Genomic DNA, 26,859 nt, shown 5'->3' on the forward strand with positions numbered 1-26,859 from the left:
GGACATGACACTGCTGCAGGCCCACGAAATCCACCTGTCCCTGGACGGCCGGACCATCCTGGACGGCGTATCGCTGACGCTGCGGGCGCGTGAGATCTGCGGCCTCATCGGTCCCAACGGCGCCGGCAAATCCAGCCTGATGCGCATCCTGGCGGGTCTTCGTCCACCGGACAGGGGCGGCGTAACGTTGGGCGGCCGGCACCTGCCCTGCCCGCCCGACCGCGCCAGCGCCAGCCGCCTGGCTTACCTGGCCCAGGAGCGGGACATCCATTGGCCCCTGACGGTGGCCCACGTGGTGGCCCTGGGCCGGCTGCCCCACCAGGGCCCCTTCCGCGCCGATGGCGCCGCCGACCGCGACGCCGTGGAGCGGGCCATGGTGGACGCCGACTGCGCCCACCTGCGCGACCGCGTCGCCACCACCCTGTCAGGCGGGGAGCGGGCGCGGGTGCTGCTGGCCCGCGCGCTGGCGACGGCACCGGACGTGCTGCTGGCGGACGAGCCGGCGGCCAGCCTGGACCCGCTGCACCAGGTGCAGGTCATGTCGCTGCTGCGGCGGCTGGCCCACGGCAAGGGAAGCGCCGTGCTGGCCGTGCTGCACGACCTGAACGCGGCGGCCCAATGGTGCGACCGCGTCGTGGTGCTGCACGACGGCCGCGTCGCCGCGGACGGCCCGCCCCAGGCGGTGCTGGAACCGGGGCTGCTGCGCACCATTTATGGCGTGGACATCATCCCGGGCAGCGTCGGCGGACGGCCGGTGTTCGTCACACGCTAGTGCCTGTCACGAAGACGGCTATGATGGGCCCGGTTTCAAGTTTGGAAATAAGGAGCGCGCGATGCGACAGGTGACGGTGGCGGCCACGCAGACGTGGTGCGACTGGAACAAGGGCGGCAACATCGACCGGGTGGAGGCGCTGGTGCGCCGCGCCGCGGCCGAGGGCGCCCAGATCATCCTGCCGCAGGAACTGTTCGAGACGCCCTACTTCTGCATCAACCAGAAGGCCGCGCACTTCGGCCACGCCGCCCCGGCGGACGGCCATCCCGTGCTGAACCGCTTCTCGGCGCTGGCGCGGGAGCTGCAAGTCGTTCTGCCCACCAGCTTTTTCGAACGGGCCGGCAACGCCTACTTCAATTCCCTGGCCATGATCGACGCCGACGGCAGCATCCTGGGCATCTACCGCAAGAGCCACATCCCCGATGGCCCCGGCTATCAGGAGAAGTTCTACTTCAGCCCCGGGGACACCGGCTTCCAGGTCTACAAGACCCGCTACGCCACCATCGGCACGGCCATCTGCTGGGACCAATGGTTCCCCGAGGCGGCGCGCGTCATGGCGCTGCAGGGGGCGGAAATCCTGTTCTACCCCACCGCCATCGGCTCGGAGCCGCAGGACCCCAACCTGGACAGCCGCGACCACTGGCAGCGGGTGATGCAGGGCCATGCCGGCGCCAACCTGGTGCCGCTGGTGGCCAGCAACCGCGTGGGCACGGAGCCGGACGACGACCGCGCCATCACCTTCTATGGCTCGTCCTTCATCGCCGGCCCCAGGGGCGAGAAGGTGGCGGAAGCGACTCGTGAGGAGGAGACGGTGCTGACCGCCACCTTCGATCTGGACCAGATCGCGGCCATGCGGTCGTCCTGGGGGGTGTTCCGTGACCGGCGGCCAGAGCTCTATGCGCCTCTGTTGACCCTGGATGGACGCACACGCAGGGGTTGACGGTAAATCCCTGCCATTTCATTGGGCAAATGACGCATTAACCAACAAATAACGATTACATTTCCGTCACCCATTGGCCCCAACTGCCGCATCCCCAGATAAATCCTTTTGCCAAAGGCGATTCTGCGATAAACGAGAGGCGGCAGTTGTTAAATCGAGGTCAATACAAATGGGTGCTCAAAAGAGCTCTGTGACCGGTACCCTTGCGTCCGCGTATTCACTTTCCAAGCGCGGCGAGGGTCCCAATCCTATCGATATCCATGTCGGCAATCGCTTGCGCTTGCGCCGTACTTTGCTGGGCCTGAGCCAGGAGATCCTGGGCGAGGCCGTTGGAATCACGTTCCAGCAGCTGCAGAAGTACGAGCGGGGCATGAACCGCATCAGCGCCAGCCGGCTGTTCAACCTTTCGCAGGTGCTGGGTGTTCCCGTCGGGTACTTCTTCGAAGACCTGCCGGCGACCGAGCAGGCCACGCGCATCGCGCTGGGCAGCGAGGAAGGCGAGACCATGGCCCGGCGCGAGACGCTGGAACTGGTGCGCGCCTATTACCGCGTGCCGGACGGCGCCGTCCGCCGCCGCGCCTTCGACCTGCTGAAGGCCCTGGGCGGCGAGGCCCGTGAAAACGAAGACGCCTGACACCTGAAAGTTTCACGTGTCTTAGGGTATAGTGCCGACCGCCGGATGGGCCCCCATCCGGCGGTTGCCTCATGGCCCCCTCGCACGCGTCGAAGCCCAAATGCCGCTGACCACCGAAGAGATCGCCCTCGACCACGGTTTCCCCGGAACGCGGCGAAGTGTGACGGTCCACCGTTTCGGCCCGGCCACCGCCGGCGCCGACCGCCCCAAGGCCTATATCCAGGCGGCCCTGCACGCCGACGAGATTCCCGGCCTGCTCGTGGCCCAGCACATCCTGGCCCGCCTGCGCGCGGCGGATGCCGAAGGCCGCGTGCGCGGCGACATCATCCTGGTTCCCTACGCCAATCCCATCGGCCTGTCGCAGGCCGTGCTGGGCACCGCCATCGGCCGCTTCGCGCTCAGCAGCGGCATCAACTTCAACCGCGATTTCCCCGACCTGGCCGCCGCCGTGGCCGACCGGGTGATGGATCGCCTGGGCCCGGATGCCGCCGCCAATGTCGCGCTGGTCCGCCACGCCGCCCGGGAGGCCATCGCCGCCTGGGAAACGGCGACGGAAGCCGACAGCCTGAGGAAAATCCTGCTGGGCCTGGCCATCGACGCCGACGTCGTGCTGGATCTGCATTGCGACAGCGAGGCCCTGCTGCATGCCTACACCGGCACCGAATCCTGGCCGGACGCCAGCGACCTGATGGCGGAGCTGGGGTGCCGGGCGGTGTTCCTGGCCTTGGAATCCGGCGGTAATCCTTTCGACGAATCCTGTTCCGGCCTGTGGTGGCGCCTGCGCAACCGCCTGACCACCAGCCGCCCCGGCGGCGCGCCGCCCCTGCCCGCCGCCTGCCTGGCCGCCACCATCGAGCTGCGCGGCCGCCGCGACGTGGACGACGCCCAGGCCGCCGCCGACGCCGACGCCCTGATTCGGTTCCTGACCCGGCGCGGTCTGCTGGCGGGAGAGGTGGCGGCACCGCCCACCCCCGCCGGCCGGGCAACGCCCCTGGCCGGTGTCGACCGGGTGCGGGCACCCGTGGCCGGCGTGGTCCTTTACGCCGTGGCGCTGGGCGATACCGTCACCGTGGGCCAGACGGTGGCGGAGGTGGTGGACCCTGTCACCGGCGTCCGCCACCCGGCCCGCGCCCGCACCCCCGGCATCGTCTGGGCCCGGGCGGAGCAGCGCTACACCGCCGCCGGCGCCATCATCACCAGCATCGCCGGCGACCGTCCCCTGGCCGAGGAAGGCAGCGGACTGCTGACGGCGCGCTGATGTACATGCCCTCAAGCGCCGGGCGGCGGACATCCGTCCGCCTAGGCTCATCCTCGCTGCGCCCTGCGGTGCTCGCTCCGGCGGCCCCAGTCGGGGCCTGAAGCGGCACGAGGCACCCTCTCGTGCTGGCGGTATAGTCCCCGTCATAATGGTCCCCCAGCCCTTCGCGCGGGCGGCCCTTGCCCCTGGGCGCGCTTCCAAGGGAAACTGGTGGCGGGAGAAGACCCGCCGCAGGCGCGGCGGCATCTGAGTCAACGCGGGGATATCATGGTGCGGGGAATTCGGGCGGCGTTGGCCGCCCTCATGGTGGCTGGGCTGGCGGCAATGGCGCCCACTCCGGCCGATGCCGCCTGGTACACGGGCCGGAACATCGTTGTGGACCAGGCCGCCGACGGTTCGGTCATCGCCCTGGGCGATAGCGTCCAGCTCAACAGCGCGGTGGCCGGCAGCGCCGTGTTGATCAGTTCCAGCGCCACCGTCAACGGCACGGTGGCCGACAGCTTGGTCGTCGTCTCAGGCAGCACCACCCTGTCCGGCCAAGTGGGCGGCGACGTGGTGCTGGTGGCCGGTAACATCGACATGGTGAAGGGCTCCGTCGTGTCCGGCGACGCCACGCTGCTGGGCGGCGAGGTCACGCTGGACGGCACGGTCGCGGGCGACGTGGCGGTCAAGGGCGGCGACCTGACCGTCTCGGGCACCATCATGGGCGATGTCGACGCCACCTCCGGCAAGCTGATCCTGAAGCCCGGCGCCCACATCATGGGCGACGTCACCTTCAGCGGCGGTCAGGCGCTGGAACTGCCGGCCGGCGCCCATATCGAGGGCAAGGTGCAGTACAAGGGCGATGGCATGAAAGGCCATCACCACCGGGACATGGACGCCGATGAGGATGGCGGCGCGGACACCCCGGCCCGCCATCACAGCAGCGGCTGGCACATCTGGATGCCCTGGTTCGGCGGCATCGGCATGATCAGCTTCGGCGTCGGCATGCTGCTGGTGGGCGGCGTGCTCTACATCCTGTTCCCGGGCGCCGTCACCAACGTCGCCGCCGGGATCGCCGGCGACCCCGGCCCGGCGGCGGTGAAGGGTTTTGTGCTGCTGGTCGGCGTGCCGCTGTTCTGCCTGGTCTGCCTGATCACCATCATCGGCATCCCCGTGGCCCTGGTGCTGGGCTTCGCCTACATCCTGGCGCTGATGGTGGCCATGCCGCTGGCCGGCTTCGCCCTGGCCGACATGGTGACCCAACGCCGCGGCCCCCCGGTCAGCCCCGGCGACCGCATCCGCCGCTACGCCCTGGTGGTGCTGATCCTGGCCGTGCTGCAGCTCATTCCCTTCGCCGGCGGACTGGTGAAATTCGGCCTGATGCTGATGGGCCTGGGCGGCCTGGTCAGCCACCTGCGCCGGCGGGGTCCGGTGGCGGCCTATTGAGCCACCGTGATCAGTACAGCGCCCGCTTGCCCGGCGGGCGGCGCGGCAAGGTCGTTTCCCGGCGCAGGGTGGCGTAGGCGACAGCGATCTGGGCCGCCACGGCGGCGTTGTTCAGCAGCAGGGCGCGGTTGGCCACTAGGCTGGCGCCCTCGGTCAATTCCTCCAGGCGGGCCAGCAGGAAGGGCGTCAACTCCTTGCCGCGCACCCCCTGCCCCTCGGCCTCCGCCACCGCCAGGCGGATGGCCTGCTCCGTGGCCTCGGCATCCAGGGCGGCCTCTTCCGGAACGGGCACGGCGATGAGGACGCCGCCGCTCAGGCCCAGCTGCCATTTGGCGCGCAGGATGCGGGCCACGTCGTCCGCCGAATCGCAACGACTATCGACGGGCAGGGTGCATTGGGCGGTGTAGAAGGCCGGGAAGTTGTCGGTGCCGTAGCCGACCACGGGAACGCCCCGGGTTTCCAGATATTCCAGCGTCTTGGGCAGGTCCAGGATGGCCTTGGCGCCGGCGCAGACCACGGCCACGTCGGTGCGGGCCAGTTCCTCCAGATCGGCGGAGATGTCCAGGGTCGTCTCCGCCCCGCGATGTACGCCGCCAATGCCGCCGGTGGCGAAGACGGCGATGCCGACCAGGCGCGCGGCGATCATGGTGGCGGCCACCGTGGTGGCACCGTCGCCGCCGGCGGCCAGCACCAGGGGCAGGTCGCGCCGGCTCACCTTGCGGATGCCGCCGGCGGCCAGACGCTCAAAATCCTCCGCCTCCAGGCCGATGCGGATGCGGCCGTCCAGGATGGCGATGGTGGCCGGCACGGCGCCGTGCGCCCGCACCGTCGCCTCCATGGCGCGGGCGGCCTCGATGTTGTCGGGGTAGGGCAGCCCGTGGCTGATCACGGTGGATTCCAGGGCGACGACGGCGCGCCCCGCCTTGATGGCGGCCGCGATCTCCCCCTTGATCACGCAATAGTCCAGCATGCCCGCCCCCTTTGTCGATGCCCTCAAGCGCCGGGCGCGGCCATCCGGCCGCTTGGCTTCCTCAGTTTCCAGTCCGCTACGCTCCCCGGAAACTTCCGGCGGATGCGGTCGCATCCTAGTGGCGGCAGGCTAAAAGTCTCATGCCGCCGCAGTTGCCTTGATGCCCTCAAGCGCCGGGCGTTACAGTACCGCCGCCAGGCGCCGGATCAATTCGGCGGCACCAGCCGCCGCCGCCTGGCAGAAGGCGGGGAAATCCATGTGGCTGTCGGCCCCGGCCAGGTCGCTGAGGCTGCGCACCACGAGATAGGGCACGCCCCAGCGGGACGCCACCTGGGCCACCGACGCGCCCTCCATCTCCACCGCCTGGGCGGCGAAGGTGCGGAACAGCCGGTCGCGCGAGGTTTCGCAGTTCAGGAACTGGTCGCCCGTCAGCACGGTTCCGAAGTGGATGCCAGGCACCCGCGCCTCCCCACCCGTCGCTTCCGCCGAGAGGGCCGGCAGGACCAAGCCGTCCAAGGCTGCACGCGCCTTGGCTTCCAGTCCCTGATCCAGGTCATAGCCGTGGGTCTCATCGAAGCCCGGCAGCGGTGGGACGCCCGGCTGGTAGACCTTCAGCTCGCCCTGCGCCAGGGCGCCGTAGTCGTGCTGCACCAGGCGGGTCGCCACCACCACGTCGCCAATGGCCAGAGCCGGGTCCACCCCGCCCGCCACGCCGGAGAACAGCAGGGCGCGGGCGCCGAACACCTGCAGCAGCAGGGTGGAAACGACGGCGGCGTTGACCTTGCCGATTCCCGCCTCCACCAGCACCACCTGGCGGCCGTCCATGCTGCCCTGCTGGAAGGTGAAGCCCGCGATGTCGCGCGTACTCTCCGCCCGGAAATGCGCGCCGAAATGGGCGATTTCCTCGGGGATGGCGCAAATCAGCCCCAGCGGGCCACCCTTCTGCTCGGTCATGTCGGACTTGATCCCATTATTCGCACCGGAGGCCGGCAGCATCCTATTGGGCGCCGGGCCTGAACCTCATATATCCTGAGGGCATGCCGCCTGTCGCGCCAATCTCTGTTCCAGGGCCAGTTCCAGAGCTGTTGCCCGCCAACATCGCGGGGTGGTTCGCCCATCGCGGCTGGACCCCGCACGCCCATCAGCTGGAGATGTTGCGCGCCGCCCAGCGGGGGAGCATACCCTGCTGATCGCCCCCACCGGCGGCGGCAAGACGCTGGCGGGCTTCCTGCCCAGCCTGATCGACCTGTCGGAGCGGCCGCGCGAGGGGCTGCACACCCTTTACATCTCCCCGCTCAAGGCGCTGGCGGTGGACATCGCCCGCAACCTGGAACAGCCGGTGGCGGAGCTGCGCCTGCCCATCCGGGTGGAGACGCGCACCGGCGACACGCCGGAGGCCAAACGCCGCCGCCAGCGCGCCCACCCGCCGCAGATCCTGATGACCACGGTGGAAAGCCTGGCGCTGCTGCTGTCGTATCCCGAGGCGGCGACGCTGTTCGGCACCCTGCGCACCATCATCGTGGATGAGCTGCATGCGCTGGCGGGCAGCAAACGCGGCGATCTGCTGGCCCTGCACCTGGCGCGGCTGGCCAGCCTGGCGCCGGGCGCCCGCCGCGTCGGCCTGTCCGCCACCGTGGCCCATCCCCAGGCCCTGGCCGACTATCTGGCCCTGCCCCACCACCCAGTGGCCCCCGCAACGCCCGTGAAAATCGTGCGCGGCGCCCCCGGCGCCCCGGCGGAGGTGGGCATCCTGCTGACCATGGAGATCCCCTGGGGCGGGCACATGGCGCTGCAGACCATGCCGGACGTGTATGAGCAGGTGAAGGCCTGCGGCACCACCCTGATCTTCGTCAACACCCGCGCCCAGGCCGAACTGGTCTTCCAGGAGCTGTGGCGCGTGAACGCCGACGCCCTGCCCATCGCCCTGCACCACGGCAGCCTGTCGACCGAGCAGCGCCGCAAGGTGGAGGCGGCCATGGCCCGAGGCGCCCTGCGCGCCGTGGTCGCCACCAGTTCGCTGGACCTGGGCATCGACTGGGCGGCCGTGGACCTGGTGGTGCAGATCGGCGCGCCCAAGGGCGTCAGCCGCCTGCTGCAACGCATCGGCCGCGCCAACCACCGCATCGACCTGACCTCCCGCGCCTTGCTCGTTCCCGCCAACCGGTTCGAGGTGCTGGAGTGCAAGGCCGCCATCGACGCCGTACGCGCCGGCACCCTGGATGGCGACCCGCCGCGCCCCGGCGGGCTGGAGGTGCTGGCCCAGCATGTGGTGGGCACCGCCTGCGCCGGGCCCTTCGACGCCGACCACCTGTTCGCCGAGGTCACCAGCTGCGCGCCGTACGCCCATCTCACCCGGGAGCGGTTCGAGCAGGTCATGGATTTCGTGGCCACCGGCGGCTATGCCCTGCGCGCCTATGAACGCTTCCAGCGCCTGCGCCAGCGCGAGGATGGCTTGTGGCAGTTGGCCAACTATCAGGTGGCGCGGCAATACCGCCTGAACGTCGGCACCATCGTGGAGGAGCCGACGGTCAAGGTCCGCATGTCCAACGGCGGCTCCATCGGCGATGTGGAGGAATATTTCATCCAGGGCCTGGTGCCGGGCGACACCTTCATCTTCGGCGGCCAGCTGCTGCGCTTCGTCGGCATGCGCGACAATGCCGCCATCGTGGTCAAGGGCGGCCAGGGCCAGCCCAAGGTGCCGGTCTATGCCGGCGGCCGCCTGCCCCTGACCACCCACCTGGCCGACCGGGTGCGCGCCATGCTGGCCGACCCTGGCCAATGGCGCGACCTGCCGGCGGAGGTGGCGGAGTGGCTGCGCATCCAGCGCTATGTCTCGGCATTGCCCGACCGCACCGGCCTGCTGGTGGAAACCTTCCCGCGCGGCGGCAAGGAATTCCTGGTGGCCTACACCTTCGAGGGCCGCAACGCCCACCAGACCCTGGGCATGCTACTGACCCGCCGCATGGAGCGGCTGGGCCTGCACCCGCTGGGCTTCGTCGCCACCGACTATGTGCTGGCCATCTGGTCGCTGAGCACCGCCACCGACATGGACGCCCTGTTCGCCGAGGACATGCTGGGCGACGACCTGGAGGAATGGATGGACGAGTCCAGCATGCTGCGCCGGACCTTCCAGACCGTGGCCACCATCGCCGGCACGCTGGAACGCCGCCACCCGGGCGAGGAGAAGACCAAGCGCCAGATGACGGTCAGCGCCGACCTGATCTACGACGTGCTGCGCCGCCATGACCCCGGCCACCTGCTGCTGCAGGCCACCCGCGCCGAGGCCGCCGCCGGCCTGACCGACGTGCGCCGCCTGGCCGACATGCTGGCCCGCGTGAAGGGGCACATCCGCCACATGGCGCTGGACCGCATCTCCCCCCTGGCCGTGCCCGTGCTGCTGGAGATCGGCCGTGTCATGGTGGGCGGCCGGGCGGATGAGGTGCTGCTGCAGGAGGCAGCCGAGGAACTAGCGGCCGAGGCCCTGCCCAAGACCTTGCGGCAGGGCCAGGGGCTGCTGCCATTTTAGCCCCGGAAATTCACCAGGGTTGGCATGATAGGTAAATTCCATTGATTGAGAATCGGTGCCGACAACTCGCCAGCACCGACTCTTTTCTTGCCATTAAAGCTGGGTAATTAGCCCTGCTGTTATTTTGGTGCTGGTTTCAATAACATTTTCCCCGCCGAGAAACGCGACAACCCGCAAGTCAAACTCGTCGCCTGGCTTGATCCCGGCGTTGCTGCCGTCCAACACAACATCGACGATGCAGTCGGCACCAGGGGATAGCGCCAAGGTACCACCCAAACCCGAGAGTATGGGGTTACCATCTTTAGAGATCACAGCGCCGATCCAGATAAACCCAACATTCGGATTGTCCGACCGGGCGACTACGGTCAACTCCAGGATCGTGTAACCGACACCCAGGTAAGACGAATCAATGACGATGTTCGGACTCGGCGGAGGCGGTGGCCTGCGCGCCAGATCTTTGAGGTGCTTGCGGAATTCTGACAAGGTCTTTGCCGACTCACTCATGAGAATAGCTCCCTATATCAAGGTCAATGCGTCAGTCGCATACGCACCATTTGCATGACCCGTGCCATTATTTTTCTGTTATATACCAATGACTTGTCAAAGATGCGCCTTCACGGGTCGACGTATCGGACATGTCGGTCATGTCCTGAGGTGGTCCACTGCCAACGGAACGGTAGCGTCCGCGTCGACGGGCGTGACGCTTCGGAAACCGCAGGTTTGGCTTTGGTCCATGCCCACAAGCCTTGTGTGAAGTGTCCAGGCTAGGCGTTCCTTCAAACGCCAAAACGGCGCCGCATCGCTGCGGCGCCGCTTGGAACCTCCTGTCCGCCGCCTGCGTCAGCCGGCGTTGGACGGGTGGCTGTCGTAGGCGTCCATGACGCGGGTGGTGTAGACCAGCGCGGCACCGGCGCCGATGGCCACGGCCACGCCCAGGGCCTCAGCGATCTCTTCCTTGGTGGCGCCGTTCTTGATGGCGGCGTCGGTGTGGACGGTGATACAGCCGTCGCACTTCACGCTCACCGCCACGGCCAGGGCGATCAGTTCCCGCGTCTTGGCATCCAGGTGGTTGGTGTGCTGGCCGGCGCCGCTGATGGTGACATAGCCCTTGACCGTGTCCGGGCTGAGCTTGGCATAGGCGCCCACGCCGGCACCGATCTGCTGACGATACTGGTTCCAATCGAGCATCATGATCTGCTTCCTTTCAATCCGCGGGCGCCGTCAGGTGGGGGCGTCGGTCGCGGTGTGTTTCGATGAGTGAAAGGTAGCGCCGGGCGTGCCAGCGCTGAATGCCCGGGCGGATCGAGGTCATGACCGGCAGGATCAACAGGGACGGGGTGAGGCAAAGTCCATGGACGACGGTCGCAACGACGTGCTGAGCACGCTGGCCCCCCTGATCCAGGTACGCCCCCTGGTGGAACAGCACTGCCTGCTCGGGCCCGGCTGGTCCACCCCCCATGCCCGCGAACCCCTGGGCATGGCGCCGTTCCATATCGTGACGGCCGGCAGCGCCCAGGTGCTGCTGCCCGATCTGGAACGCACCCTGAACCTGGCCGCCGGGGATGTCCTTTTGTTGCCGCATGGCACGCGGCACACCGTGCGCACCGCCGGAACCGTTGCCGCACGCACAACGAGGCTGAACCACCGCGACAACGGGGTGCTGGAGGTCAAGTGGACCAGCGACCTGCCCGACGGCGTGTTGACGGTCCCGCCAGACGGTTCCGTCACACCGCTGGCCCTGGAATTGATCTGCGGGCAATTCGCCTTCGAGCGCGTGGCGGACAACCCGCTGCTGGCCCTGCTGCCAGAGGCGGTGCATCTGAAGGCCGCCGACCAGCGGGAAAGCCGGCGTCTGGCCCGCCTGGTGGAAACCATCCGGGATGAGGTCGCCCTGCCCCGGCCGGGTGGCCGCGCCATCGCCACCGACCTTGCCCGCGCCCTGTTCACCATGATCCTGCGCGGCCATCTGGAGGGCCATGGCGAGGGCACGGAAGCGGCGGGGCTGCTGGCGCGCCCGGCCACGGCGCGGGTGGTGGCGGCCCTGGTGGGCGATCCGGCCCGGGCCTGGACCCTGGACGAACTGGCGGAGCAGGCCCATCTTTCCCGCGCCACCCTGGTGCGCGCCTTCCGCGCCGCCGGCGCCCCCGCCCCGCTGGCCTTCCTGGCCCAGGTGCGCATGACGCTGGCGGTGCGCCACCTGGTGGCCGAGGGGCTGTCACTGGCGGAGACGGCGGCCCGCGTGGGCTATGAATCGGAAAGCGCGTTCAGCCGCGCCTTCAAACGCCATTACCATGCCGCGCCCGGGGATTACCGGGACGCGGCGCGCGCCTGAGCGAGTGGGGACCTTTTTCGCATGAACGCCCGTTTCGGCACCGGCAGCACCGGCGACCAGACCACCCTGACCGTCAATGGGGCCATGGTGCTGGCGGACGCCAGCGGCGCCCTGTTCTGGCCGGAACGCGGCCTGCTGGTGGTGGCCGACCTGCACCTGGAAAAGGGATCGGCGTTCGCGGCGCGCGGCACCCTGCTGCCACCCTACGACACCGCGGCCACGCTGACGCGCCTGGAGGCGACCTGCCGCCGCCTGTCCCCCCGGCGCGTGCTATGCCTGGGGGACAGCTTTCACGACCGGCGGGCGGGCGATCGCCTGTCGGCGGAGGACGGGCGCCGCCTGGCGGCGCTGGTGGATGGCCATGAATGGCTGTGGGTGGTGGGCAACCACGACCCGGCCCCGCCGCCGGACTGGGGCGGGCAGGTGGTGGACGATTGGATCGAGGGGCCCCTGGTCTTCCGGCATGAGGCGCAGGACATCACCGCCGCCGGTGAAATCTCCGGCCACTACCACCCCAAGGCCAGCGTGCCCACGCGGGCCAGGCGGGTGGGGGGACGCTGCTTCATCACCGACGGCCACCGCCTGGTGCTGCCGGCCTTTGGCGCCTACACCGGCGGGCTGGACGTGCGCGACGCGGCGTTGCGTCGGCTGTTCCCCGGCGCCTTCAGCATCGTGCTGCTGCACCGGGATCGCGGCTACGCCTTCCAGTCCGCCCATATCCTGGGCGGCGACTGGGCGCAAACCGGCACGGTCTGATTGATAGGAACCCCAAAAAAGGAAACGGGCGGCCCGGGGATGGGGGGACCCGGGCCGCCCTTAGGTCGTCCGCCGAACGCGCTTTGGGGGGTGCGCAACCAGGCCGGGATGGGGGAACCGGTAACTGGATCATCGAGCGGACACTGTTTCAGATAGGAGCCCCCCGGGAAAAAACAAGCACGCCAATACATCAGGATAGGGTTGGGAGTAGATCTCGATGGAGGTGATCCACCAGACGGGCGGGTACGTATCTTTTGTCATACGCGGATCGTCCTGCGACGATCCATCCACCCTCCGGGAAAACCCACTCAAAGGCCTATAGCCGGGTTCGAAGGGAGAGGTTTTTCTTGCTCGCTATTGTAGCGCCCCACTGCCGCCTGTCAGTTGCAGATTTGCTAGGGTTTGCCTGATGTCCGCCTTCCCCAATCCCCATGCCTCCATCATCGTCTGGTTCCGACAGGATCTCCGACTGGCTGACAATCCGGCGCTGACCCATGCCGTCCGCAGCGGCCGTCCGGTGGTGCCCCTCTACATCCTGGACGATCAGGGGGAGGCACCCTGGGCGCCCGGTGCCGCGTCGCGCTGGTGGCTGCACCACAGCCTCTCTTCCCTGGGCGCGGCCCTTGAGGGCATGGGCTGTCCCCTGGTGCTGAGGCGTGGCCGCTCGGACGTGGTCCTCCGCGACCTGGTGCGGGAGCTGGGTGCCGGCGCCGTGGCCTGGAACCGCTGCTATGAGCCGCAGGCCATCGCCCGCGACTGCGCGCTGAAGGCTGATTTGAAGGCGGAGGGCATCGAGGTCCACAGCTTCAACGCCGCCCTGCTGGCCGAGCCCTGGACGGTGAAAACCGGCGGCGGCGGACCCTACAAGGTGTTCACCCCGTTCTGGCGGGCGGTGAAGGAAGGGCTGAACCCGGGCGAACCCCTGCCGCCGCCTGCGGCGCTGGCCGCCCTGCCCACCCCGCCCGACGGCGACCGCCTGGCGGATTGGGGCCTATTGCCGACCAAGCCCGACTGGGCCGGCGGTCTGCGCGCCGCCTGGACCCCCGGCGAGGCGGGCGCCGCCCGGCGCCTGGCGGATTTTCTGGACTCGGCCGTGGGACAGTATGCCGAGGGGCGCGATTATCCCGCCCAGCCCTGGACCTCGCGCCTGTCCCCCCACCTGCACCACGGCGAGATATCCCCCCGCCAGATCTGGGCGGCCGCCATGGCCAAGGGCGACAGTGCCCCTGAAGGCAAGGGTGTGGACAAGGGCGTGGCCGGCTTCCTGCGCGAACTGGGCTGGCGGGAGTTCTGCCACCATCTGCTGTACCACTTCCCCTTCCTGCCGGAGCGGCCGCTGAACCCCAAGTTCGAGGCCTTCGCCTGGCAGGACGACACCAGGCTTCTGCAAGCCTGGCAACGGGGCCGCACCGGCTATCCCATCGTCGACGCGGGCATGCGGGAGCTGTGGGCCACGGGCTGGATGCACAACCGGGTGCGGATGATCGTCGGCTCCTTTCTGGTGAAGCATCTTCTGCTGCCCTGGACCGCCGGCCAGGCCTGGTTCTGGGACACGCTGGTGGACGCCGACCTGGCCAACAACGCCGGCGGCTGGCAATGGATCGCCGGCTGCGGCGCCGACGCCGCCCCCTATTTCCGGGTGTTCAACCCGGTGCTGCAGGGGGAGAAGTTCGACGCGGCGGGGGCGTATGTCCGCCGCTGGGTCCCGGAACTGGCGGGCCTGCCCGACAGCGTGCTGCACCAACCGTGGACGGCGGACGCCATGACCCTGCGGGCGGCGGGCGTGCGGCTGGGCCATGATTATCCCCACCCGGTGGTGGACCATAAGGCGGCACGCCAGCGGGCGCTGGACACATTCGCCGCGATCAAGGACGACAACACGTGACAGCTGGGATTAAATGCCGATGCGGGATCAAGTGGATGACCAGGACAGCGGGCCTTCGGCCGGTAGGAGCGCGGGTATGAAAATCGCCATCATCGGCGCCGGCATCACCGGCATGAGCTGCGCCTGGCTGTTGGCGCGCCAGGGCCACGACGTCACCCTGTTCGAACAGAACGGCTATCTGGGGGGTCATTCCAATACCGTGGACGTGCCCGGCCGCGGTGCCCATCCCCTGCCGGTGGACACGGGCTTCATCGTCTACAACGCAGCCACCTACCCCAATCTGATCGCCCTGTTCGAGCATCTGGACGTGCCCACCCAGGCGTCCGACATGTCCTTCGCCGTGACGCTGGACGGGGGCAAGCTGGAATATTCCGGCACCAACCTGGCCGGCATGTTCGCCCAGAAGCGCAACCTGCTGTCGCCCACCTACCATTTGATGCTGCGCGACATCCTGCGCTTCTACAAGACGGCGCCGGCCCTGCTGGACCAGCCCTCGGCCGCCGCCATGACCCTGGGCGAATACCTGGTGGCGCAGCGCTACGGCCACCGCTTCATCTACGACCACCTGCTGCCCATGGGGGCGGCCATCTGGTCGTCCACCATCGGGGAGATGCTGTCCTTCCCGGTGCAGAGCTTCGTGCGCTTCTTCTGCAATCACGGCCTGCTGAAGCTGAAGGACCGGCCGCAGTGGCGGACGGTGACGGGGGGCAGCCGCACCTATGTGACCCGGCTGACACGCTCGCTGGAAGGGCGGGTGCATGTCGGGCGCGCCATCTCCTCCATCCGGCGGACGGCGGGCGCCGTGCATATCCAGGACACCCAGGGGTGGAGCGGCAGTTTCGAGCAGGTGGTGGTGGCCACCCACGCCGACCAGGCGCTGGCCCTGCTGGTCGACCCGTCGGAGGAGGAGCGCCGCATCCTGGGCGCCTTCCGCTATCAGATGAACCGGGCGGTGCTGCACCGCGACCCGCTGCTGATGCCCCGGCGCCCCAAGGCCTGGTCCAGCTGGAACTACAGCGCCAACAGCACCCGCGACCGCGACGCCAAGGTGTCCGTCACCTATTGGATGAACCTTCTGCAAGGGGTGGACAAGCGGGTGCCGCTGTTCGTCACCCTCAACCCCATCGTGGAGCCGCGCCCGTCGCTGAAGGTGCGCGAGTTCATCTACGACCACCCCATGTTCGACCTGGCCGCCGCGACGGCGCAGCAGGACCTGGGGCTGATCCAGGGCGTGCGCCGGACCTGGTTCTGCGGCGCCTATTGCGGCTACGGCTTCCATGAGGATGGCCTGTCGGCCGGCCTGGCGGTGGCGGAGTCACTGGGGGCCCAGCGGCCCTGGCAGGTGGCAGACGCCTCCCCCGCCGGGCGGAACGCCCGCCCGCGGGGAAGCGCGCACCTGGCGGCAGCGGGGTGAAGCGTCAGCCGGCCAGGAAATCCGCGATGGCCAGGCCCAGGTCGGGCTTGGTCACGGCGCTCATGTGATCACCGGGGATTTCGGTATAGCGGGCATTGGGCAGGGCCGCGACCAGGTCGGCGGCGGAGCCGTTGTCCTGGTCCTGGGCCCCCGCGGTGACCAGGATGGGCAGGTCCAGGCCCGCCAGCACGTCCACGGGCGTGTCGACGAAGGTTTCCAGGATATTCAGCAGCGCCACCGGGTCGCCACCCACCGTCTTCAGGAAGGCCTCCGCCATCCATTCCGGCGTGCCGCGCTGAAAGCTGCCCAGGTTGGTCAGGATGCGACGGAAATGCTCCCCCCGGCCGGCGGTGTGGGTCAGCCCCGCCAGCCCCATGCCGGCGCAGATGGCACGGGCGGGGGTGGCGCCGCGCGCCAGCATGCGCATGGTCGTGCGCCCGCCCAGGGAATAGCCCCCCAGGTCATAGTCGCTGAGCCCCAGATGCTCCACCAAGGCCAGGCCGTCGTCGGCCAGGACATCGGGGGGATAGGCCGACACCTCATGCGGCTTGGCGCTGTCGCCGTGCGCCCGCAGGTCCGGCATGATGACGCGATAGCCGCGCTCGGCGATGCGGGCGGCATGGCCGTATTTCAGCCAGTTGACGGTGGCGGTGGAGAAATAGCCGTGGATCAGCACCAGCGGCCGGCCCTGCCCCACCTCCCGATAGGCCAGGCGCTGGCCGTCATGACCAAAGAAATACTGGACGGCGATATCGGTCGGGGCCACGGGCATGTATCCAGCGTTGGGGAAACTGGCCCCAAAGCTATCGCCCAGCCTCGGCGTTTGGAATGGATTCCTGGATGCCCGCCGTCACTGGGCGGCCGAGCGCCTTGCGCATGCCCCAGGCGGCCAGTTGAGTGCCGCAGCCCATGGTCATCAGGCGGGGGCCCTGGCGCTGGTACCCCATCGCCTCATAGAAACCGACGGCGTTCAGGGAGGAGGTGAGATGCAGGGCACCGGCCCCCCGGGCCCCCGCCAGTCCCTCGATTCCCTCCAGCAGGCGCCGGCCCGTGCCCTTGGCAGCGACGGGATCGACATAAACGGCGCGGACCTCCGCGCTGTACAAGGCGGCAAAACCCACGACACGCTCCGCCTGCTCCGCCACCAGCACATGCTCCCCCCATTCGGTCATGGCGGCGCGGTAATCCGCCGCCTCACGACCACCCAACAGGGCGATGAGCTGCTCGGGCGAATAATGGCCGGCGCAAAAGGCGTGGACGGAGCGGATGTGGACCTGGCGTATGCCCTCGGCATCATCGGCCTGGCCTGGCCGGATCACCGGGGCCGGAGCATCCGGCGGAGGTGTGCGTATGCTAGACCGGTACATGCCGCCCAATTGTCGTCCCACCCTTGGAAGCCCACCCGGATATTGCCCACTCTGGAGCTGACAGGCCGCAGCCGTTCGTACAGAAAATACGCCGAGCCGCCGCGAGCACGGTAAAGCTGTGTCGATAAAAATTATGCACGGAGGAGACGGCCGGGGCGACGACGCGGATGCACCTCTTGCTATTTTCACGATAATCCCCTTGGTGTGCAAGCGGCCCGTCATCGTCCTGAAATGATCGGCAGGGCTTCCATCCGGGGCCAGGGCCGCTATCCTGCCGGGGCATGACCTTCATCACGGGCATCCCCTTTGGACACGCCATCCCCGCCCCCCACCTCCCCCTTGGCCGCCTCCCCCTTGGCCGCCTCCGCCTTCGCCGCGCCCTTTCTCGCCCCGGATGAGCCGCCCGCCGTGACGGTCGTGAACCCGAACGGCGCCGCACCCGTGGTGCTGTTGTGCGAGCATGCCTCGCGCCGGGTGCCCATGCGCCTCGCCGGCCTCGGCGTCCCGGCGGCGGATATGGACCGGCACATCGCCTGGGACATCGGGGCGGAGGCGGTCACCCGGGCGCTGGCCCGGCGGCTGGACGCGCCGGCGGTCATCGCCGGCTATTCCCGCCTGGTGGTGGACCTGAACCGTCCGCTGGACAGCCCGACGTTGATGCCGGCCGTCAGCGATGGCACGCCCATCCTGGCCAACCAGACATTGACGGAACCCGACCGCCAGGCACGGCTGGATGCCCTGTTCCACCCCTTCCACGCCGCGGCCCGGGCCTGCGTGGCCGCCAAGCGCGCGGCGGGCCAGGTGCCGGCCATCATCTCCATCCACAGCTTCACGCCGGTCATGGACGGCTTTCAGCGGCCCTGGCACCTGGGCGTGCTGTGGGACCAGGATGGCCGCCTGCCCCTGCCCTTGTTGGACCTGCTGCGGACCCTGCCGGGCGTGGTGGTCGGCGACAACGTCCCCTATTCCGGGCGCGACGGCCACGGCTACACCCTCAAGACCCATTCCACCCAACCGGGCCTGCCGGGGGTGCTGGTCGAGGTAAGGCAGGATCTGATCGGAGAGGCGGACGGCGTGGAGCGTTGGTCCACCCTGCTGGCCCAAGCCCTTGGACAGCTGATCGGCCGCGCCGATATACATCACGTCCTGGCCGGCGCTTGAGCCGGCCCATTCATCCAGGCCCCCTTCACCCAGAGGATATTCCCATGGTTCCCGAGATCGACGACGCCACCCGGGTGCAGCTTGAGGCCGCCGCCTTCCGCCGGCTGGTGGCGCATCTGCGTGAGCGTACCGATGTCCAGAACATCGACCTGATGAACCTGGCCGGTTTCTGCCGCAACTGCCTGTCCAAATGGTATCGCGCCGCCGCCGAAGAGCGGGGTGTGACGCTGGACTATGAGGCGGCGCGCGAGATCGTCTACGGCATGCCGTATGAGGACTTCAAACGCCTGCACCAGCGTGAGGCGACGGCGGAGCAGAAGGCCGCGTTCGAGCAGAGCAAGCCCAAGGACTGACACGGCCACGGGACAGGCCCGGCCCGCGACCCTTTCCCGGCGCTTGCCCATCCGGGGCGGCGCAGGTAAGGTCGCGCCCTCACCATTCAGACCACCCACTTAAGATAAGAGGCATTCCCCATGTCGGACGCCCCGGTAACGGATGTTGGCGGCATCGCCGGCGAACGCCTGCGCTCGATCATTGAGCGTATCGAGCGCCTGGAAGAGGACAAGAAGGGCATCGCGGACGATATCAAGGATATCTACGCCGAAGCCAAGGGCACGGGGTTCGATACCAAGATCCTCCGCCAGATCATCCGCCTGCGGAAGATGGAAAAGAACGACCGGCAGGAGCAGGACGCCCTGCTGGAGCTCTACAAGGCCGCGCTGGGCATGGAGTGAGCCGCGGGGCCCGAAAGGGCCCTGCCGCCGTTGGGATCAAGGCTGGGCCGCCACACGGCGCCCGGCCTTTTTCTTTAGCCCGGAAAGCCGATGAGGGCCCCCAACCTCGCCCTCACGTCCGCCAAGACATCAAACGGAATTGAAGCCCCGATGGGCCGGATAACGCGTGCCAAGGTGTCTATGCTGCGGACATGACTGGTCAGTATTTCACCCGCGATCGGCAAGCCGTCCGGCAGCACCACGCTGGTTCCGAAGGGACGAATCTTGCTGGTGATCGGACAGACGATGGCGAAGCGGCTGGCATCCCAGAAAGCCGATGGCGACACGACGACAGCCGGCCGGCGCCCCCCTTGTTGCCGTCCCAGCCTGGGATCGAAATCGGTCCAGATCAGGTCACCGGCCTCGGGCCGGTAGTCTGTCACTCAACCACCTCACGGCCCACGTCCTCACCCCAGTCGAAGGTGCCCCCCATGTCATGCGGGGTCATGCCGACAAGTAGGTCAGCCAACCGATAGCGCGGACGGGCAAGCGCGATGACAATCCGGCCTTGCTCAGCCACCACCTCCACCCGGTCGCCTTCAGTCAGCCCCACCTCTTTCGCGATATCCTTGGGCACGCGCAGCCCCAGGCTGTTGCCCCAGCGTGAAATCTGAACCTGCATGATGGCCTCCTGGCTTTGCGCAAGGTACAGGATATCCGCCGGATATACAAATTCGTCAATCGAACCGGTACGCGTCCATGGCCAGGGCGCCCAGTTGCACGCTGTCATGCAAACGGCGGCCGGGCTGACCCGGTGTCGCAGCACCCACGGCGGCGAACAGGGGCAGCAGATGCTCGTCGCGCGGATGGTTCTGGCGCGCGAACGGGGCGCGGGCGCGATAGTCGTCCAGCGCCGCGATGTCCGCGCCGCTGACCTTGTCATGGATCCAGGACTGGAACGCGGCCGCCCAGGGGGCCACCTCATCCGTCCCTTCCCAAACCAGGTTCCGCAGATTATGGGTCAGGGAGCCTGAGGCCATGATCAGCACGCCCTGGTCCCGCAAGGGCCGCAACGCTTCCCCCAGCCGGCGGTGATGGGCGGGGCCTAGGTGCGGCTGGATGGACAGTTGCGCCACCGGGATGTCCGCCTCCGGAAACATCAGGATCAGGGGCACCCAGGCGCCGTGGTCCAGACCGCGCGCCTCACCCGCCGTCACCGTGATGCCGGCGGTGGCCAGGGCCGCCAGGGCGGCGCGCGCCACCTCTGGCGCGCCGGGGGCGGGATATTGCATTTCAAACAGGGCACGGGGAAAGCCGCCGAAGTCGTGGATGGTCTCCGGCTGCTGGGCCAGCGAGGCGGTGGGCGCCGCCGTTTCCCAATGCGCCGACAGCACCAGGATGGCGCGCGGCGCGCCCGCCGCGCGGATGTCGCGCCCCAGATCCTGCAGGAAGCGCCGCGCCTCACTGTCCTGCAGCGCCAACATGGGGGAGCCGTGGGAGATGAAATAGACCGGCTGGCGCCGTACCGGGGCGGAAGCGGGGGCGGCGGCGAATGACACGGAGGACATGGCGGGACCTTGAGGCCGAAGGGTTGGGAAGCAGGCTTCGTTAGTCTTCAACATGGCCCTGGCCTCGTCATTTGCCAAATCACTGGTGATCAACATCATCATTCACCATAGTGATGGTGGTGTCTCAGGAGGCCCTCTGCATGGATATCAGCCGCATCGACCTGAATCTGCTGCACGTCTTCGACGCCCTCTACCGTGAGCGGCAGGTGACGCGGGCGGGGCGGGCGCTGGGCCTGTCACAGTCGGCGGTCAGCAATGCGCTGGCCCGGCTGCGCCAGCAGGCCGGCGACGAACTGTTCGTCCGCACCCCCGCCGGCATGGTGCCCACCGCCGTGGCCGACGCCATGGCCGGGCCCCTGCAGGGCGCGCTGGACCAGGTGCGCGCCGCCCTGGTCGCCAGCCGCCCGTTCAAGCCATGCGAGGCGCGGGACGCGATCACCGTGGGCCTGTCCGACCATGCGGAATTCGTGCTGGGCCCGCCCCTGGTCGCGGCCCTGAGGAAAGAGGCGCCCGGCCTGTCACTGGTCCTGCGCCATGCCGACAAGGACAACGCCCTGCCCGGCCTGGAATCGGGTCTTCTGGACCTGGCCCTGGGCATACTGCCCGACCCGCCGGCGCACATGACGCGGCAGATGCTGGTGCGCGACGGCCTGGCGGTGCTGATGCGGCCGGACCACCCTGCGCTGGACACGCCGTGGGCGCTGGACACCTACCTCGCCTATTCCCACCTGTTGGTGTCGGCCACGGCGTCCAAGGTGGGGGCGGTGGACCGCATGCTGGAAAGCCTGGGACGGCAACGCGTCCTGGCGGTGGTGGCCTCCCATCTGCTGGTGGCCGCCCCCATGCTGCGCGACAGCGACCTGCTCTGCACCATGGCGGCGCGGGTGGCCCATCCGCTGGCGGCGGCCTTCGGCCTGGCGGTGCGACCCCTGCCAGCGGAACTGCCGGCCAACGGCATGCGCCTGTCCATGGTCTGGCACCGCCGCCTGGACAGCCATCCGGCCCATGCCTGGCTGCGCCGCCGGGTGGCGGAGGTGGCGCGAGCCCTGCCGCCGGTCCCCGGCCTCGCCCCGGCGCCCGGTTGACCTGTCTCATTGGCCCCATGGCCCCGCCGATGTAGAGTGCGGGCCCTGATTCGCCCCCTCCTGACTGGTGACGACGCCTTGGCCGAGCCGAACTTCTTCCTGACCGACATCTGGTATTTCGCCATGCCCGGCAGCGCCCTGGCGAAGGGCGCCATGCAGGCCATAACCCTGCTGGGCCAGCCGGTGCTGCTGGGCCGCGCCACGGATGGCGGCGTCTTCGCCCTGCGGGACATCTGCCCCCATCGCGGCATCCCGCTGTCCTGCGGCCGGTTCGACGGCAAGGAGGTGGAGTGCTGCTATCACGGCTGGCGCTTCGACCGGCAGGGCAAATGCACCGACATCCCCTCGCTGGTCGAGGGGCAGGACTTCGACCTGAACCGCATCCGCGTGCGCGATTACCCGGTGCGGGAGATCAGCGGCAACATCTGGATCTGGATGGGCACGGATGAGCCCGACCAGGAACCGCCGCAGCCGCCGGGCCTGCCCGCCGACAAGCAGCCCGACATGCTGATGACCATGGACTTCCCCTGCCACCTGGATCACGCGGTGGTGGGCCTGATGGACCCGGCGCACGGCCCCTTCGTCCATCAATCCTGGTTCTGGCGCACGCCCAAATCCATCCATGCCAAGCAGAAGGCTTTCGGCCCGGCGCCCTTCGGCTTCGTCATGAAGAAGCACCGGCCCTCCAGCAACTCCCGCGCCTATGCCATCCTGGGCGGTGTGCCGGAGACGGAAATCTCCTTCCGCCTGCCCGGCGTGCGCACGGAAACCATTGAGGCCGGCAAGAACCGGGTGTGGAACCTGACGGCGGTGACGCCACTGGATGAGAACAACACCCGCATCACCAACATGTTCTACTGGACCATGCCCTGGGCCAGCCTGCTGAAGCCGGTGTTCCGCCCCATCGCCCAGCGCTTCCTGGGGCAGGATCGGGACGCGGTGGTGATGCAGCAGCAGGGCCTGCGCCACAACCCGACCCTGATGCTGATCAAGGACGCCGATACCCAGGCGCGTTGGTATTACCAGCTGAAGAACGAGTTCCGGCGCGCCCGCGAGGAAAAGCGCCCCTTCGAAAATCCCGTGCGCGACACCGTCCTGCGCTGGCGCAGTTAGCGCCCCGGCACGCTATAGTCATGCCCTGACCGCTTGCTGAAGAGGGACGGGCATGACCGCGACCGCCGCCGAATCCACTGCCGCCCTGGGTGCCTTGCCCACCTGGGACCTGTCCGACCTGTACACCGGGCCGGAGTGCCCGCAGCTGAAGGCGGATCTGGACCGGGTGGAGCGGGAAGCCCAGGCCTTCCATCAGCGCCATGCCGGCAAGCTGCCCGGTCTGTCGGGCAAGGACCTGGGCCAAGCCGTCGCCACCTACGAGGCGCTGGATGAGACGCTGACGCGGATCATGAGCTACGCCGGCCTGCTGTACGCGGCCGACCAGAGCGACGGCGCCATCGCCCGCTTCTACCAATCCATGCAGGAGAGGGTGACCGCCGTCTCCGTCAACCTGCTGTTCTTCACCCTGGAACTGAACCAGCTGGCCGACAAGGACATCGACGCCAAGCTGAAGGCGCCGGAGTTGCGGCGTTACGCCGCCTGGCTGCGCGATGTCCGCATTTTCCGTCCCCACCAGTTGTCCGATGAGCTGGAGCGTTTCCTGCATGAGAAGGCGGTGGTGGGCCGCAACGCCTGGACCCGCCTGTTCGACGAGACCATGGCATCGTTACGGTTCCGAATCGATGGCCAAGACCTCACCTCGGCGGAGGCCTTGAACCTGCTGTCCGCGCCGGAGACCGCGGTGCGCCGCGCGGCGGCCCTTGAGATCGGTGCCGTCCTGGGCCGCAACATCAAGCTGTTCACCCTGATCACCAACACCCTGGCCAAGGACAAGGAGATCGAGGACAAGTGGCATCGCTATGATCAGCCCTGGTCGGCGCGCAACCTGTCCAACCGGGTGGAGGACGCGGTGGTGGAGGCGCTGGTGGGCGCCGTCAAGGACAGCTACCCCGGCCTATCCCATCGCTATTACAAACTGAAGGCCAAGTGGTTCGGCGGCGACACCCTGGACTACTGGGACCGCAACGCCCCCCTGCCCGACGAAACGGAGCGCACCATCCCCTGGGAGGAGGCGCGGGAGATCGTGCTGTCCTCCTACGCCCGCTTCAGCCCCGAGCTGGCCAGGGTGGGTCAGCGGTTCTTCGATAACGCCTGGATCGACGCGCCGGTCCGGCCGGGCAAAAACCCCGGCGCCTTCGCCCACCCCACCGTGCCCAGCGCCCACCCCTACCTGCTGGTCAACTACATGGGCAAGACGCGGGATGTCATGACGCTGGCCCATGAGCTGGGCCACGGCGTGCATCAGGTGCTGGCCGGCGGCCAGGGGCACCTGCAGTCCGACACGCCCCTGACCCTGGCGGAGACGGCCAGCGTGTTCGGGGAGATGCTGACCTTCCGCGGCCTGCTGGCCGCCGAGACCGACCCCGCCCGCCGCCGCGCCCTGCTGGCCGGCAAGGTGGAGGACATGTTGAACACCGTGGTACGCCAGACGGCGTTTTACGACTTTGAGCGCCGCGTGCATGCCGAGCGGCGACAGGGCGAACTGTCGGAAGCACGACTGGGCGAACTCTGGCTGGCGGTACAGACGGAGAGCCTGGGACCGGCCCTGCAATTCGACGCGGGCTACGCGACCTACTGGTCCTACATCCCCCACTTCATCCATTCGCCCTTCTACGTCTACGCCTACGCCTTCGGTGACTGCCTGGTGAACAGCCTCTATGCCGCGTTCGAGGAGGCGTCGGCGCATAACGAATTGAACGCCTTCGCGCGCCGCTATCTGGAGATGCTGGCGGCCGGCGGCACCAAGCGGCATAAGGAACTGCTGGCGCCCTTCGGCCTGGACGCCACCGACCCCGCCTTCTGGCACAAGGGTCTGGGCATGCTGAAGGGCTTCATTGATGAGCTGGAGGCGCTGGGCTGAGCGCCCGCCAGCTCGTAAGATTTTCGATTCGGGTCTTCCCGATCTGGGGCATTCCTCCTGGTACGAAGAACAACACCCATGAACCATCGTATTTCCCGCCGGGGCCTTGGCCTGCTGGCGGCCCTGGCTTTCAGCGCCGCCGCGGGCACGGCGCTGGCGGCCACCCCCAAGCACGAAGCAGGCAAGCACGAGGCGGCCAAGAAACCGCCGGCGAAGGCCAAGGATCTGAACGGCTGGGGCCAAGTCACCTGGGGCATGACCCATAAGCAGATCCTGGCCGCCTACCCCAAGGCCCGGGAGTTCGAAATGGGGAGCGGCACTCATGTCCGCTACCTGTTCGGCCTGGAAAGCGTACGCCTGGGCGGCTGCGCCTATGCCGTGGACTTCGAGATGAAAAAGAACGCGCTGCGCCGCGTCACCCTCTACGGCCAGGAAGCGTCCAAGGAGTGCGGCGACGGCATCGACGCGCTGCTGGTGAAGCAGTTGGGCGCCCCCGCCGGCCGGCAGAAGGACGCCGAGTCGGCCAGCGCCGACTGGAAGGCCGGCCACACCAAGGTCACCCTGCGCCGGGGCGTCGGCAAGGCCGCCCGCAAGGTGGCGCCGGTGGTGGAGTACCAGCCGAAGTAGCGCCCCCTTCCCACCGCGCATAGCAAAAGGGCGGCCCCAACGGGACCGCCCTTTTTCATTTCGGCTGAGCCGCTGATCCGGGGATCAGCGCAGCATTGAACCTCAATGCAGCTTGCCGGGCAGCTCCTCGATGGCCGTGGCCACCATGGCGTCGCTGCGCGACTGGTCGATGGTCTGGGTCAGCAGCGACTCGGTGGCAGCCAGGGCCACGTCCACGGCCAGGCTGCGCACCTGCTGCAGGGCCGCGGCTTCGGCCTGGGCGATCTTCTCCAGGGCCTGGGCCTCGCGGCGCTTCAGGGTGGCCTCCAGATCCGCTTCCGCGTGCTGGCGGATGCGCTCGGCCTCCTCGCGGGCGGCGGCGATGATGGCGTCAGCCTCCTTCATCGCGTCGCGCTGCTTCTTCTGATAGGCGGTCAGGGCCGCCTCGGCGTCCTGACGCAGCTTCTGCGCGGTCTCGATCTCCAGGCGAATCTTCTCGGCCCGGGCGTCCAGGCCCTTGCCCAGGGCGCCAAGGCCGCCCTTCCAGATCACCAGGGCGAAGAAGACGACGAAGGCGACGCCAACCCAGAAAGTGGGATTCTGCAGATCGAACATCACGCACGCTCCTTCAGGGCGGCATCCACGGCGCCATCGACACCGGCCTGGTCGGGCGTGACGCCCGCCAGCTTGGCGACGGCGGCACCGGCGGCCTCTGCGGCCACGGTGCGGACATTGGCCAGCGCGGTCTGCTTCTGGCCCTCAATGCGGGCCTCGGCTTCCTTCTGCTTGGCGACCAGTCCGGCAACCACGTCAGCCGTGCGCTGGGCGGCGGCGGCATCGGCCGCGGTCGCCGTCTCATTCAGCAGCTTGTGGGCGCTGGCGCGGGCCTCGGCCACGGCCTTCTCATAAGCGGCGACGATGGCGTCGGTCTCGGCCTTCAGGGCCGTGGCCTTGTCCAGGTCACCGGAAATCTTGGCCTCACGGGCCTCCAGAACGGCGCCGACGCGCGGCAGGCCGACCTTGGCCACCAGCACGTAGAGCGTGCCGAAGGTGATGGCCAGCCAGAAAATCTGAGACGCGAACGTCTTGGTGTTCAGCTGGGGCAGACCCTTTTCGTCATGCACGCCCGCTTCCTGCTCCACGCTGTCCGACGCGTGGACGGCTTCTTCACCCGTCTGCGCGAACGACGGCGTGCCGCCCAGGGCCACCGTCAGCACGGCGGCGGCGGCAAGGCCCTTCAGCCACACCATGAGCCTTGGATTCACCATGAAGATCACCTTGATTGCGAGATCGCCCGGATTTGGGGCTGGTACCAAGCCCGCCGCCATGGACATTTGCCATGGAGGACGCCCAGAACCGGGCCATCGCCGGAAATCGGATCGGAACCTGCGATGAAGCGCTGTCGGAACGCGTCCCGGACATGGGATCGGGGGCGGCGGTCGGCAACCGCCAACCCCGCCCCGTCCCTGT

28 protein-coding genes are annotated in these 26,859 nt (G+C 68.5%); 17 read left to right on the forward strand and 11 right to left on the reverse strand.

The genetic code is table 11. The features are described 5' to 3' along the window. The first annotated feature begins 4 nt into the window (after positions 1-4). From UCD39_RS16230 to UCD39_RS16250, 5 genes are all read left to right on the forward strand, one after another. A complete protein-coding gene (locus UCD39_RS16230) occupies positions 5-772 on the forward strand; it encodes an ABC transporter ATP-binding protein (protein ID WP_330496973.1) in 768 nt (255 codons plus the stop codon). 61 nt (positions 773-833) lie between these two features. Continuing rightward, the gene (gene aguB / locus UCD39_RS16235; protein ID WP_330496974.1) at positions 834-1,712 is read left to right on the forward strand and encodes an N-carbamoylputrescine amidase; all 879 of its coding nucleotides are present in this window, start codon (positions 834-836) and stop codon (positions 1,710-1,712) included. Positions 1,713-1,881: 169 nt separating this feature from the next. Continuing rightward, positions 1,882-2,346, forward strand: a complete 465-nt coding sequence (locus UCD39_RS16240; RefSeq protein WP_330496975.1) for a helix-turn-helix domain-containing protein — start codon at positions 1,882-1,884, stop codon at positions 2,344-2,346. A gap of 100 nt (positions 2,347-2,446) precedes the next feature. Next, positions 2,447-3,604 (forward strand): succinylglutamate desuccinylase/aspartoacylase family protein, encoded by a 1,158-nt coding sequence (locus UCD39_RS16245; RefSeq protein WP_330496976.1) that lies wholly within the window; start codon positions 2,447-2,449, stop codon positions 3,602-3,604. A 267-nt stretch (positions 3,605-3,871) separates the two neighbouring features. Then, the gene (locus tag UCD39_RS16250; RefSeq protein WP_330496977.1) at positions 3,872-5,032 is read left to right on the forward strand and encodes a bactofilin family protein; all 1,161 of its coding nucleotides are present in this window, start codon (positions 3,872-3,874) and stop codon (positions 5,030-5,032) included. A gap of 10 nt (positions 5,033-5,042) precedes the next feature. On the opposite strand, the gene UCD39_RS16255 is transcribed toward UCD39_RS16250, so the two are convergent. Together UCD39_RS16255 and UCD39_RS16260 are read right to left on the reverse strand one after the other, a co-directional pair. After that, positions 5,043-6,002, reverse strand: coding sequence for a pseudouridine-5'-phosphate glycosidase (locus UCD39_RS16255; protein WP_330496978.1), 960 nt, complete (start codon positions 6,000-6,002; stop codon positions 5,043-5,045). A gap of 180 nt (positions 6,003-6,182) precedes the next feature. Next, a complete protein-coding gene (locus tag UCD39_RS16260) occupies positions 6,183-6,956 on the reverse strand; it encodes a 5'-methylthioadenosine/adenosylhomocysteine nucleosidase (protein ID WP_330496979.1) in 774 nt (257 codons plus the stop codon). Positions 6,957-7,107: 151 nt separating this feature from the next. On the opposite strand from UCD39_RS16260, the gene UCD39_RS16265 reads away from it, so the two are divergent. Further along, entirely contained in the window at positions 7,108-9,528 is a 2,421-nt protein-coding gene (locus tag UCD39_RS16265; RefSeq protein WP_330496980.1) for a ligase-associated DNA damage response DEXH box helicase, read from the forward strand. A 93-nt stretch (positions 9,529-9,621) separates the two neighbouring features. Here the strand turns inward: UCD39_RS16265 and UCD39_RS16270 are convergent, their stop codons facing one another. Both UCD39_RS16270 and UCD39_RS16275 read right to left on the reverse strand, forming a co-directional pair. Further along, a complete protein-coding gene (locus UCD39_RS16270; protein ID WP_330496981.1) occupies positions 9,622-10,032 on the reverse strand; it encodes a hypothetical protein in 411 nt (136 codons plus the stop codon). A gap of 336 nt (positions 10,033-10,368) precedes the next feature. Beyond that, positions 10,369-10,719 carry a carboxymuconolactone decarboxylase family protein gene (locus tag UCD39_RS16275; RefSeq protein WP_416235213.1) on the reverse strand — a complete coding sequence of 117 codons (351 nt, stop codon included), beginning with the start codon at positions 10,717-10,719 and terminating at the stop codon, positions 10,369-10,371. Between the two features lie 160 nt (positions 10,720-10,879). On the opposite strand from UCD39_RS16275, the gene UCD39_RS16280 reads away from it, so the two are divergent. The 4 genes from UCD39_RS16280 (at position 10,880) to UCD39_RS16295 (ending at position 15,915) form a co-directional block, all read left to right on the forward strand. Next, entirely contained in the window at positions 10,880-11,860 is a 981-nt protein-coding gene (locus UCD39_RS16280) for an AraC family transcriptional regulator (protein ID WP_330496982.1), read from the forward strand. A 21-nt stretch (positions 11,861-11,881) separates the two neighbouring features. Then, positions 11,882-12,616: a ligase-associated DNA damage response endonuclease PdeM gene (gene pdeM, locus UCD39_RS16285; protein WP_330496983.1), complete on the forward strand. Its 735-nt coding sequence runs from the start codon at positions 11,882-11,884 to the stop codon at positions 12,614-12,616. A gap of 409 nt (positions 12,617-13,025) precedes the next feature. Beyond that, entirely contained in the window at positions 13,026-14,501 is a 1,476-nt protein-coding gene (locus tag UCD39_RS16290) for a cryptochrome/photolyase family protein (RefSeq protein ID WP_330496984.1), read from the forward strand. Between the two features lie 76 nt (positions 14,502-14,577). Beyond that, a complete protein-coding gene (locus tag UCD39_RS16295) occupies positions 14,578-15,915 on the forward strand; it encodes an NAD(P)/FAD-dependent oxidoreductase (protein WP_330496985.1) in 1,338 nt (445 codons plus the stop codon). Positions 15,916-15,919: 4 nt separating this feature from the next. Here the strand turns inward: UCD39_RS16295 and UCD39_RS16300 are convergent, their stop codons facing one another. After that, a complete protein-coding gene (locus UCD39_RS16300) occupies positions 15,920-16,687 on the reverse strand; it encodes an alpha/beta fold hydrolase (protein ID WP_330496986.1) in 768 nt (255 codons plus the stop codon). Between the two features lie 31 nt (positions 16,688-16,718). Continuing rightward, positions 16,719-17,234: a GNAT family N-acetyltransferase gene (locus tag UCD39_RS16305; RefSeq protein WP_330496987.1), complete on the reverse strand. Its 516-nt coding sequence runs from the start codon at positions 17,232-17,234 to the stop codon at positions 16,719-16,721. 354 nt (positions 17,235-17,588) lie between these two features. On the opposite strand from UCD39_RS16305, the gene UCD39_RS16310 reads away from it, so the two are divergent. The 3 genes from UCD39_RS16310 (at position 17,589) to UCD39_RS16320 (ending at position 19,177) form a co-directional block, all read left to right on the forward strand. Beyond that, positions 17,589-18,443, forward strand: a complete 855-nt coding sequence (locus tag UCD39_RS16310; protein ID WP_330496988.1) for an N-formylglutamate amidohydrolase — start codon at positions 17,589-17,591, stop codon at positions 18,441-18,443. A 44-nt stretch (positions 18,444-18,487) separates the two neighbouring features. Continuing rightward, on the forward strand, positions 18,488-18,796 hold the full coding sequence (locus tag UCD39_RS16315) for a DUF1244 domain-containing protein (RefSeq protein ID WP_330496989.1): 309 nt from the start codon (positions 18,488-18,490) through the stop codon (positions 18,794-18,796). A gap of 120 nt (positions 18,797-18,916) precedes the next feature. After that, complete coding sequence (locus tag UCD39_RS16320; protein ID WP_145736021.1) at positions 18,917-19,177, forward strand: DUF2312 domain-containing protein; 261 nt, start codon at positions 18,917-18,919, stop codon at positions 19,175-19,177. A 74-nt stretch (positions 19,178-19,251) separates the two neighbouring features. Here UCD39_RS16320 and UCD39_RS16325 read toward each other — a convergent pair whose 3' ends face one another. Genes UCD39_RS16325 through UCD39_RS16335 form a run of 3 tightly spaced genes read right to left on the reverse strand, consistent with a single transcriptional unit; the run spans position 19,252 to position 20,724 of the window. Beyond that, the gene (locus UCD39_RS16325) at positions 19,252-19,599 is read right to left on the reverse strand and encodes a type II toxin-antitoxin system PemK/MazF family toxin (RefSeq protein ID WP_330496990.1); all 348 of its coding nucleotides are present in this window, start codon (positions 19,597-19,599) and stop codon (positions 19,252-19,254) included. Next, on the reverse strand, positions 19,596-19,838 hold the full coding sequence (locus UCD39_RS16330; protein ID WP_330496991.1) for an AbrB/MazE/SpoVT family DNA-binding domain-containing protein: 243 nt from the start codon (positions 19,836-19,838) through the stop codon (positions 19,596-19,598). The genes UCD39_RS16325 and UCD39_RS16330 overlap by 4 nt, the downstream gene beginning before the upstream one ends. A 55-nt stretch (positions 19,839-19,893) precedes the next feature. Then, on the reverse strand, positions 19,894-20,724 hold the full coding sequence (locus tag UCD39_RS16335) for a DODA-type extradiol aromatic ring-opening family dioxygenase (protein ID WP_330496992.1): 831 nt from the start codon (positions 20,722-20,724) through the stop codon (positions 19,894-19,896). 140 nt (positions 20,725-20,864) lie between these two features. Here UCD39_RS16335 and UCD39_RS16340 point away from each other — a divergent pair, with 140 nt between their 5' ends. From UCD39_RS16340 to UCD39_RS16355, 4 genes are all read left to right on the forward strand, one after another. Then, complete coding sequence (locus UCD39_RS16340) at positions 20,865-21,809, forward strand: LysR family transcriptional regulator (protein WP_330496993.1); 945 nt, start codon at positions 20,865-20,867, stop codon at positions 21,807-21,809. 36 nt (positions 21,810-21,845) lie between these two features. Next, positions 21,846-22,922, forward strand: a complete 1,077-nt coding sequence (locus tag UCD39_RS16345) for a Rieske 2Fe-2S domain-containing protein (RefSeq protein WP_330496994.1) — start codon at positions 21,846-21,848, stop codon at positions 22,920-22,922. Between the two features lie 52 nt (positions 22,923-22,974). After that, positions 22,975-24,783, forward strand: a complete 1,809-nt coding sequence (locus UCD39_RS16350) for a M3 family oligoendopeptidase (RefSeq protein WP_330496995.1) — start codon at positions 22,975-22,977, stop codon at positions 24,781-24,783. 78 nt (positions 24,784-24,861) lie between these two features. Beyond that, positions 24,862-25,410: a hypothetical protein gene (locus UCD39_RS16355; protein ID WP_330496996.1), complete on the forward strand. Its 549-nt coding sequence runs from the start codon at positions 24,862-24,864 to the stop codon at positions 25,408-25,410. A gap of 102 nt (positions 25,411-25,512) precedes the next feature. Here UCD39_RS16355 and UCD39_RS16360 read toward each other — a convergent pair whose 3' ends face one another. Together UCD39_RS16360 and UCD39_RS16365 are read right to left on the reverse strand one after the other, a co-directional pair. Continuing rightward, a complete protein-coding gene (locus UCD39_RS16360) occupies positions 25,513-26,004 on the reverse strand; it encodes a F0F1 ATP synthase subunit B family protein (RefSeq protein ID WP_145736007.1) in 492 nt (163 codons plus the stop codon). Beyond that, a complete protein-coding gene (locus UCD39_RS16365; RefSeq protein WP_330496997.1) occupies positions 26,004-26,657 on the reverse strand; it encodes a F0F1 ATP synthase subunit B family protein in 654 nt (217 codons plus the stop codon). The genes UCD39_RS16360 and UCD39_RS16365 overlap by 1 nt, the downstream gene beginning before the upstream one ends. Positions 26,658-26,859: the final 202 nt, after the last annotated feature.

The sequence above is a fragment of the Nitrospirillum karajorum genome, from assembly GCF_036348415.1.
Classification (GTDB): Bacteria; Pseudomonadota; Alphaproteobacteria; order Azospirillales; family Azospirillaceae; genus Nitrospirillum; species Nitrospirillum amazonense_B.

Bases quoted from the DNA above. Each gene is read 5' to 3' on its own strand.
- UCD39_RS16230 (WP_330496973.1), top strand. From the start codon at position 5: ATGACACTGCTGCAGGCCCACGAAATCCACCTGTCCCTGGACGGCCGG.
- aguB (WP_330496974.1), top strand. From the start codon at position 834: ATGCGACAGGTGACGGTGGCGGCCACGCAGACGTGGTGCGACTGGAAC.
- UCD39_RS16240 (WP_330496975.1), top strand. From the start codon at position 1,882: ATGGGTGCTCAAAAGAGCTCTGTGACCGGTACCCTTGCGTCCGCGTAT.
- UCD39_RS16245 (WP_330496976.1), top strand. From the start codon at position 2,447: ATGCCGCTGACCACCGAAGAGATCGCCCTCGACCACGGTTTCCCCGGA.
- UCD39_RS16250 (WP_330496977.1), top strand. From the start codon at position 3,872: ATGGTGCGGGGAATTCGGGCGGCGTTGGCCGCCCTCATGGTGGCTGGG.
- UCD39_RS16255 (WP_330496978.1), bottom strand. From the start codon at position 6,002: ATGCTGGACTATTGCGTGATCAAGGGGGAGATCGCGGCCGCCATCAAG.
- UCD39_RS16260 (WP_330496979.1), bottom strand. From the start codon at position 6,956: ATGACCGAGCAGAAGGGTGGCCCGCTGGGGCTGATTTGCGCCATCCCC.
- UCD39_RS16270 (WP_330496981.1), bottom strand. From the start codon at position 10,032: ATGAGTGAGTCGGCAAAGACCTTGTCAGAATTCCGCAAGCACCTCAAA.
- UCD39_RS16275 (WP_416235213.1), bottom strand. From the start codon at position 10,719: ATGATGCTCGATTGGAACCAGTATCGTCAGCAGATCGGTGCCGGCGTG.
- UCD39_RS16280 (WP_330496982.1), top strand. From the start codon at position 10,880: ATGGACGACGGTCGCAACGACGTGCTGAGCACGCTGGCCCCCCTGATC.
- pdeM (WP_330496983.1), top strand. From the start codon at position 11,882: ATGAACGCCCGTTTCGGCACCGGCAGCACCGGCGACCAGACCACCCTG.
- UCD39_RS16290 (WP_330496984.1), top strand. From the start codon at position 13,026: ATGTCCGCCTTCCCCAATCCCCATGCCTCCATCATCGTCTGGTTCCGA.
- UCD39_RS16295 (WP_330496985.1), top strand. From the start codon at position 14,578: ATGAAAATCGCCATCATCGGCGCCGGCATCACCGGCATGAGCTGCGCC.
- UCD39_RS16300 (WP_330496986.1), bottom strand. From the start codon at position 16,687: ATGCCCGTGGCCCCGACCGATATCGCCGTCCAGTATTTCTTTGGTCAT.
- UCD39_RS16315 (WP_330496989.1), top strand. From the start codon at position 18,488: ATGGTTCCCGAGATCGACGACGCCACCCGGGTGCAGCTTGAGGCCGCC.
- UCD39_RS16320 (WP_145736021.1), top strand. From the start codon at position 18,917: ATGTCGGACGCCCCGGTAACGGATGTTGGCGGCATCGCCGGCGAACGC.
- UCD39_RS16330 (WP_330496991.1), bottom strand. From the start codon at position 19,838: ATGCAGGTTCAGATTTCACGCTGGGGCAACAGCCTGGGGCTGCGCGTG.
- UCD39_RS16335 (WP_330496992.1), bottom strand. From the start codon at position 20,724: ATGTCCTCCGTGTCATTCGCCGCCGCCCCCGCTTCCGCCCCGGTACGG.
- UCD39_RS16340 (WP_330496993.1), top strand. From the start codon at position 20,865: ATGGATATCAGCCGCATCGACCTGAATCTGCTGCACGTCTTCGACGCC.
- UCD39_RS16350 (WP_330496995.1), top strand. From the start codon at position 22,975: ATGACCGCGACCGCCGCCGAATCCACTGCCGCCCTGGGTGCCTTGCCC.
- UCD39_RS16355 (WP_330496996.1), top strand. From the start codon at position 24,862: ATGAACCATCGTATTTCCCGCCGGGGCCTTGGCCTGCTGGCGGCCCTG.
- UCD39_RS16360 (WP_145736007.1), bottom strand. From the start codon at position 26,004: ATGTTCGATCTGCAGAATCCCACTTTCTGGGTTGGCGTCGCCTTCGTC.
- UCD39_RS16365 (WP_330496997.1), bottom strand. From the start codon at position 26,657: ATGGTGAATCCAAGGCTCATGGTGTGGCTGAAGGGCCTTGCCGCCGCC.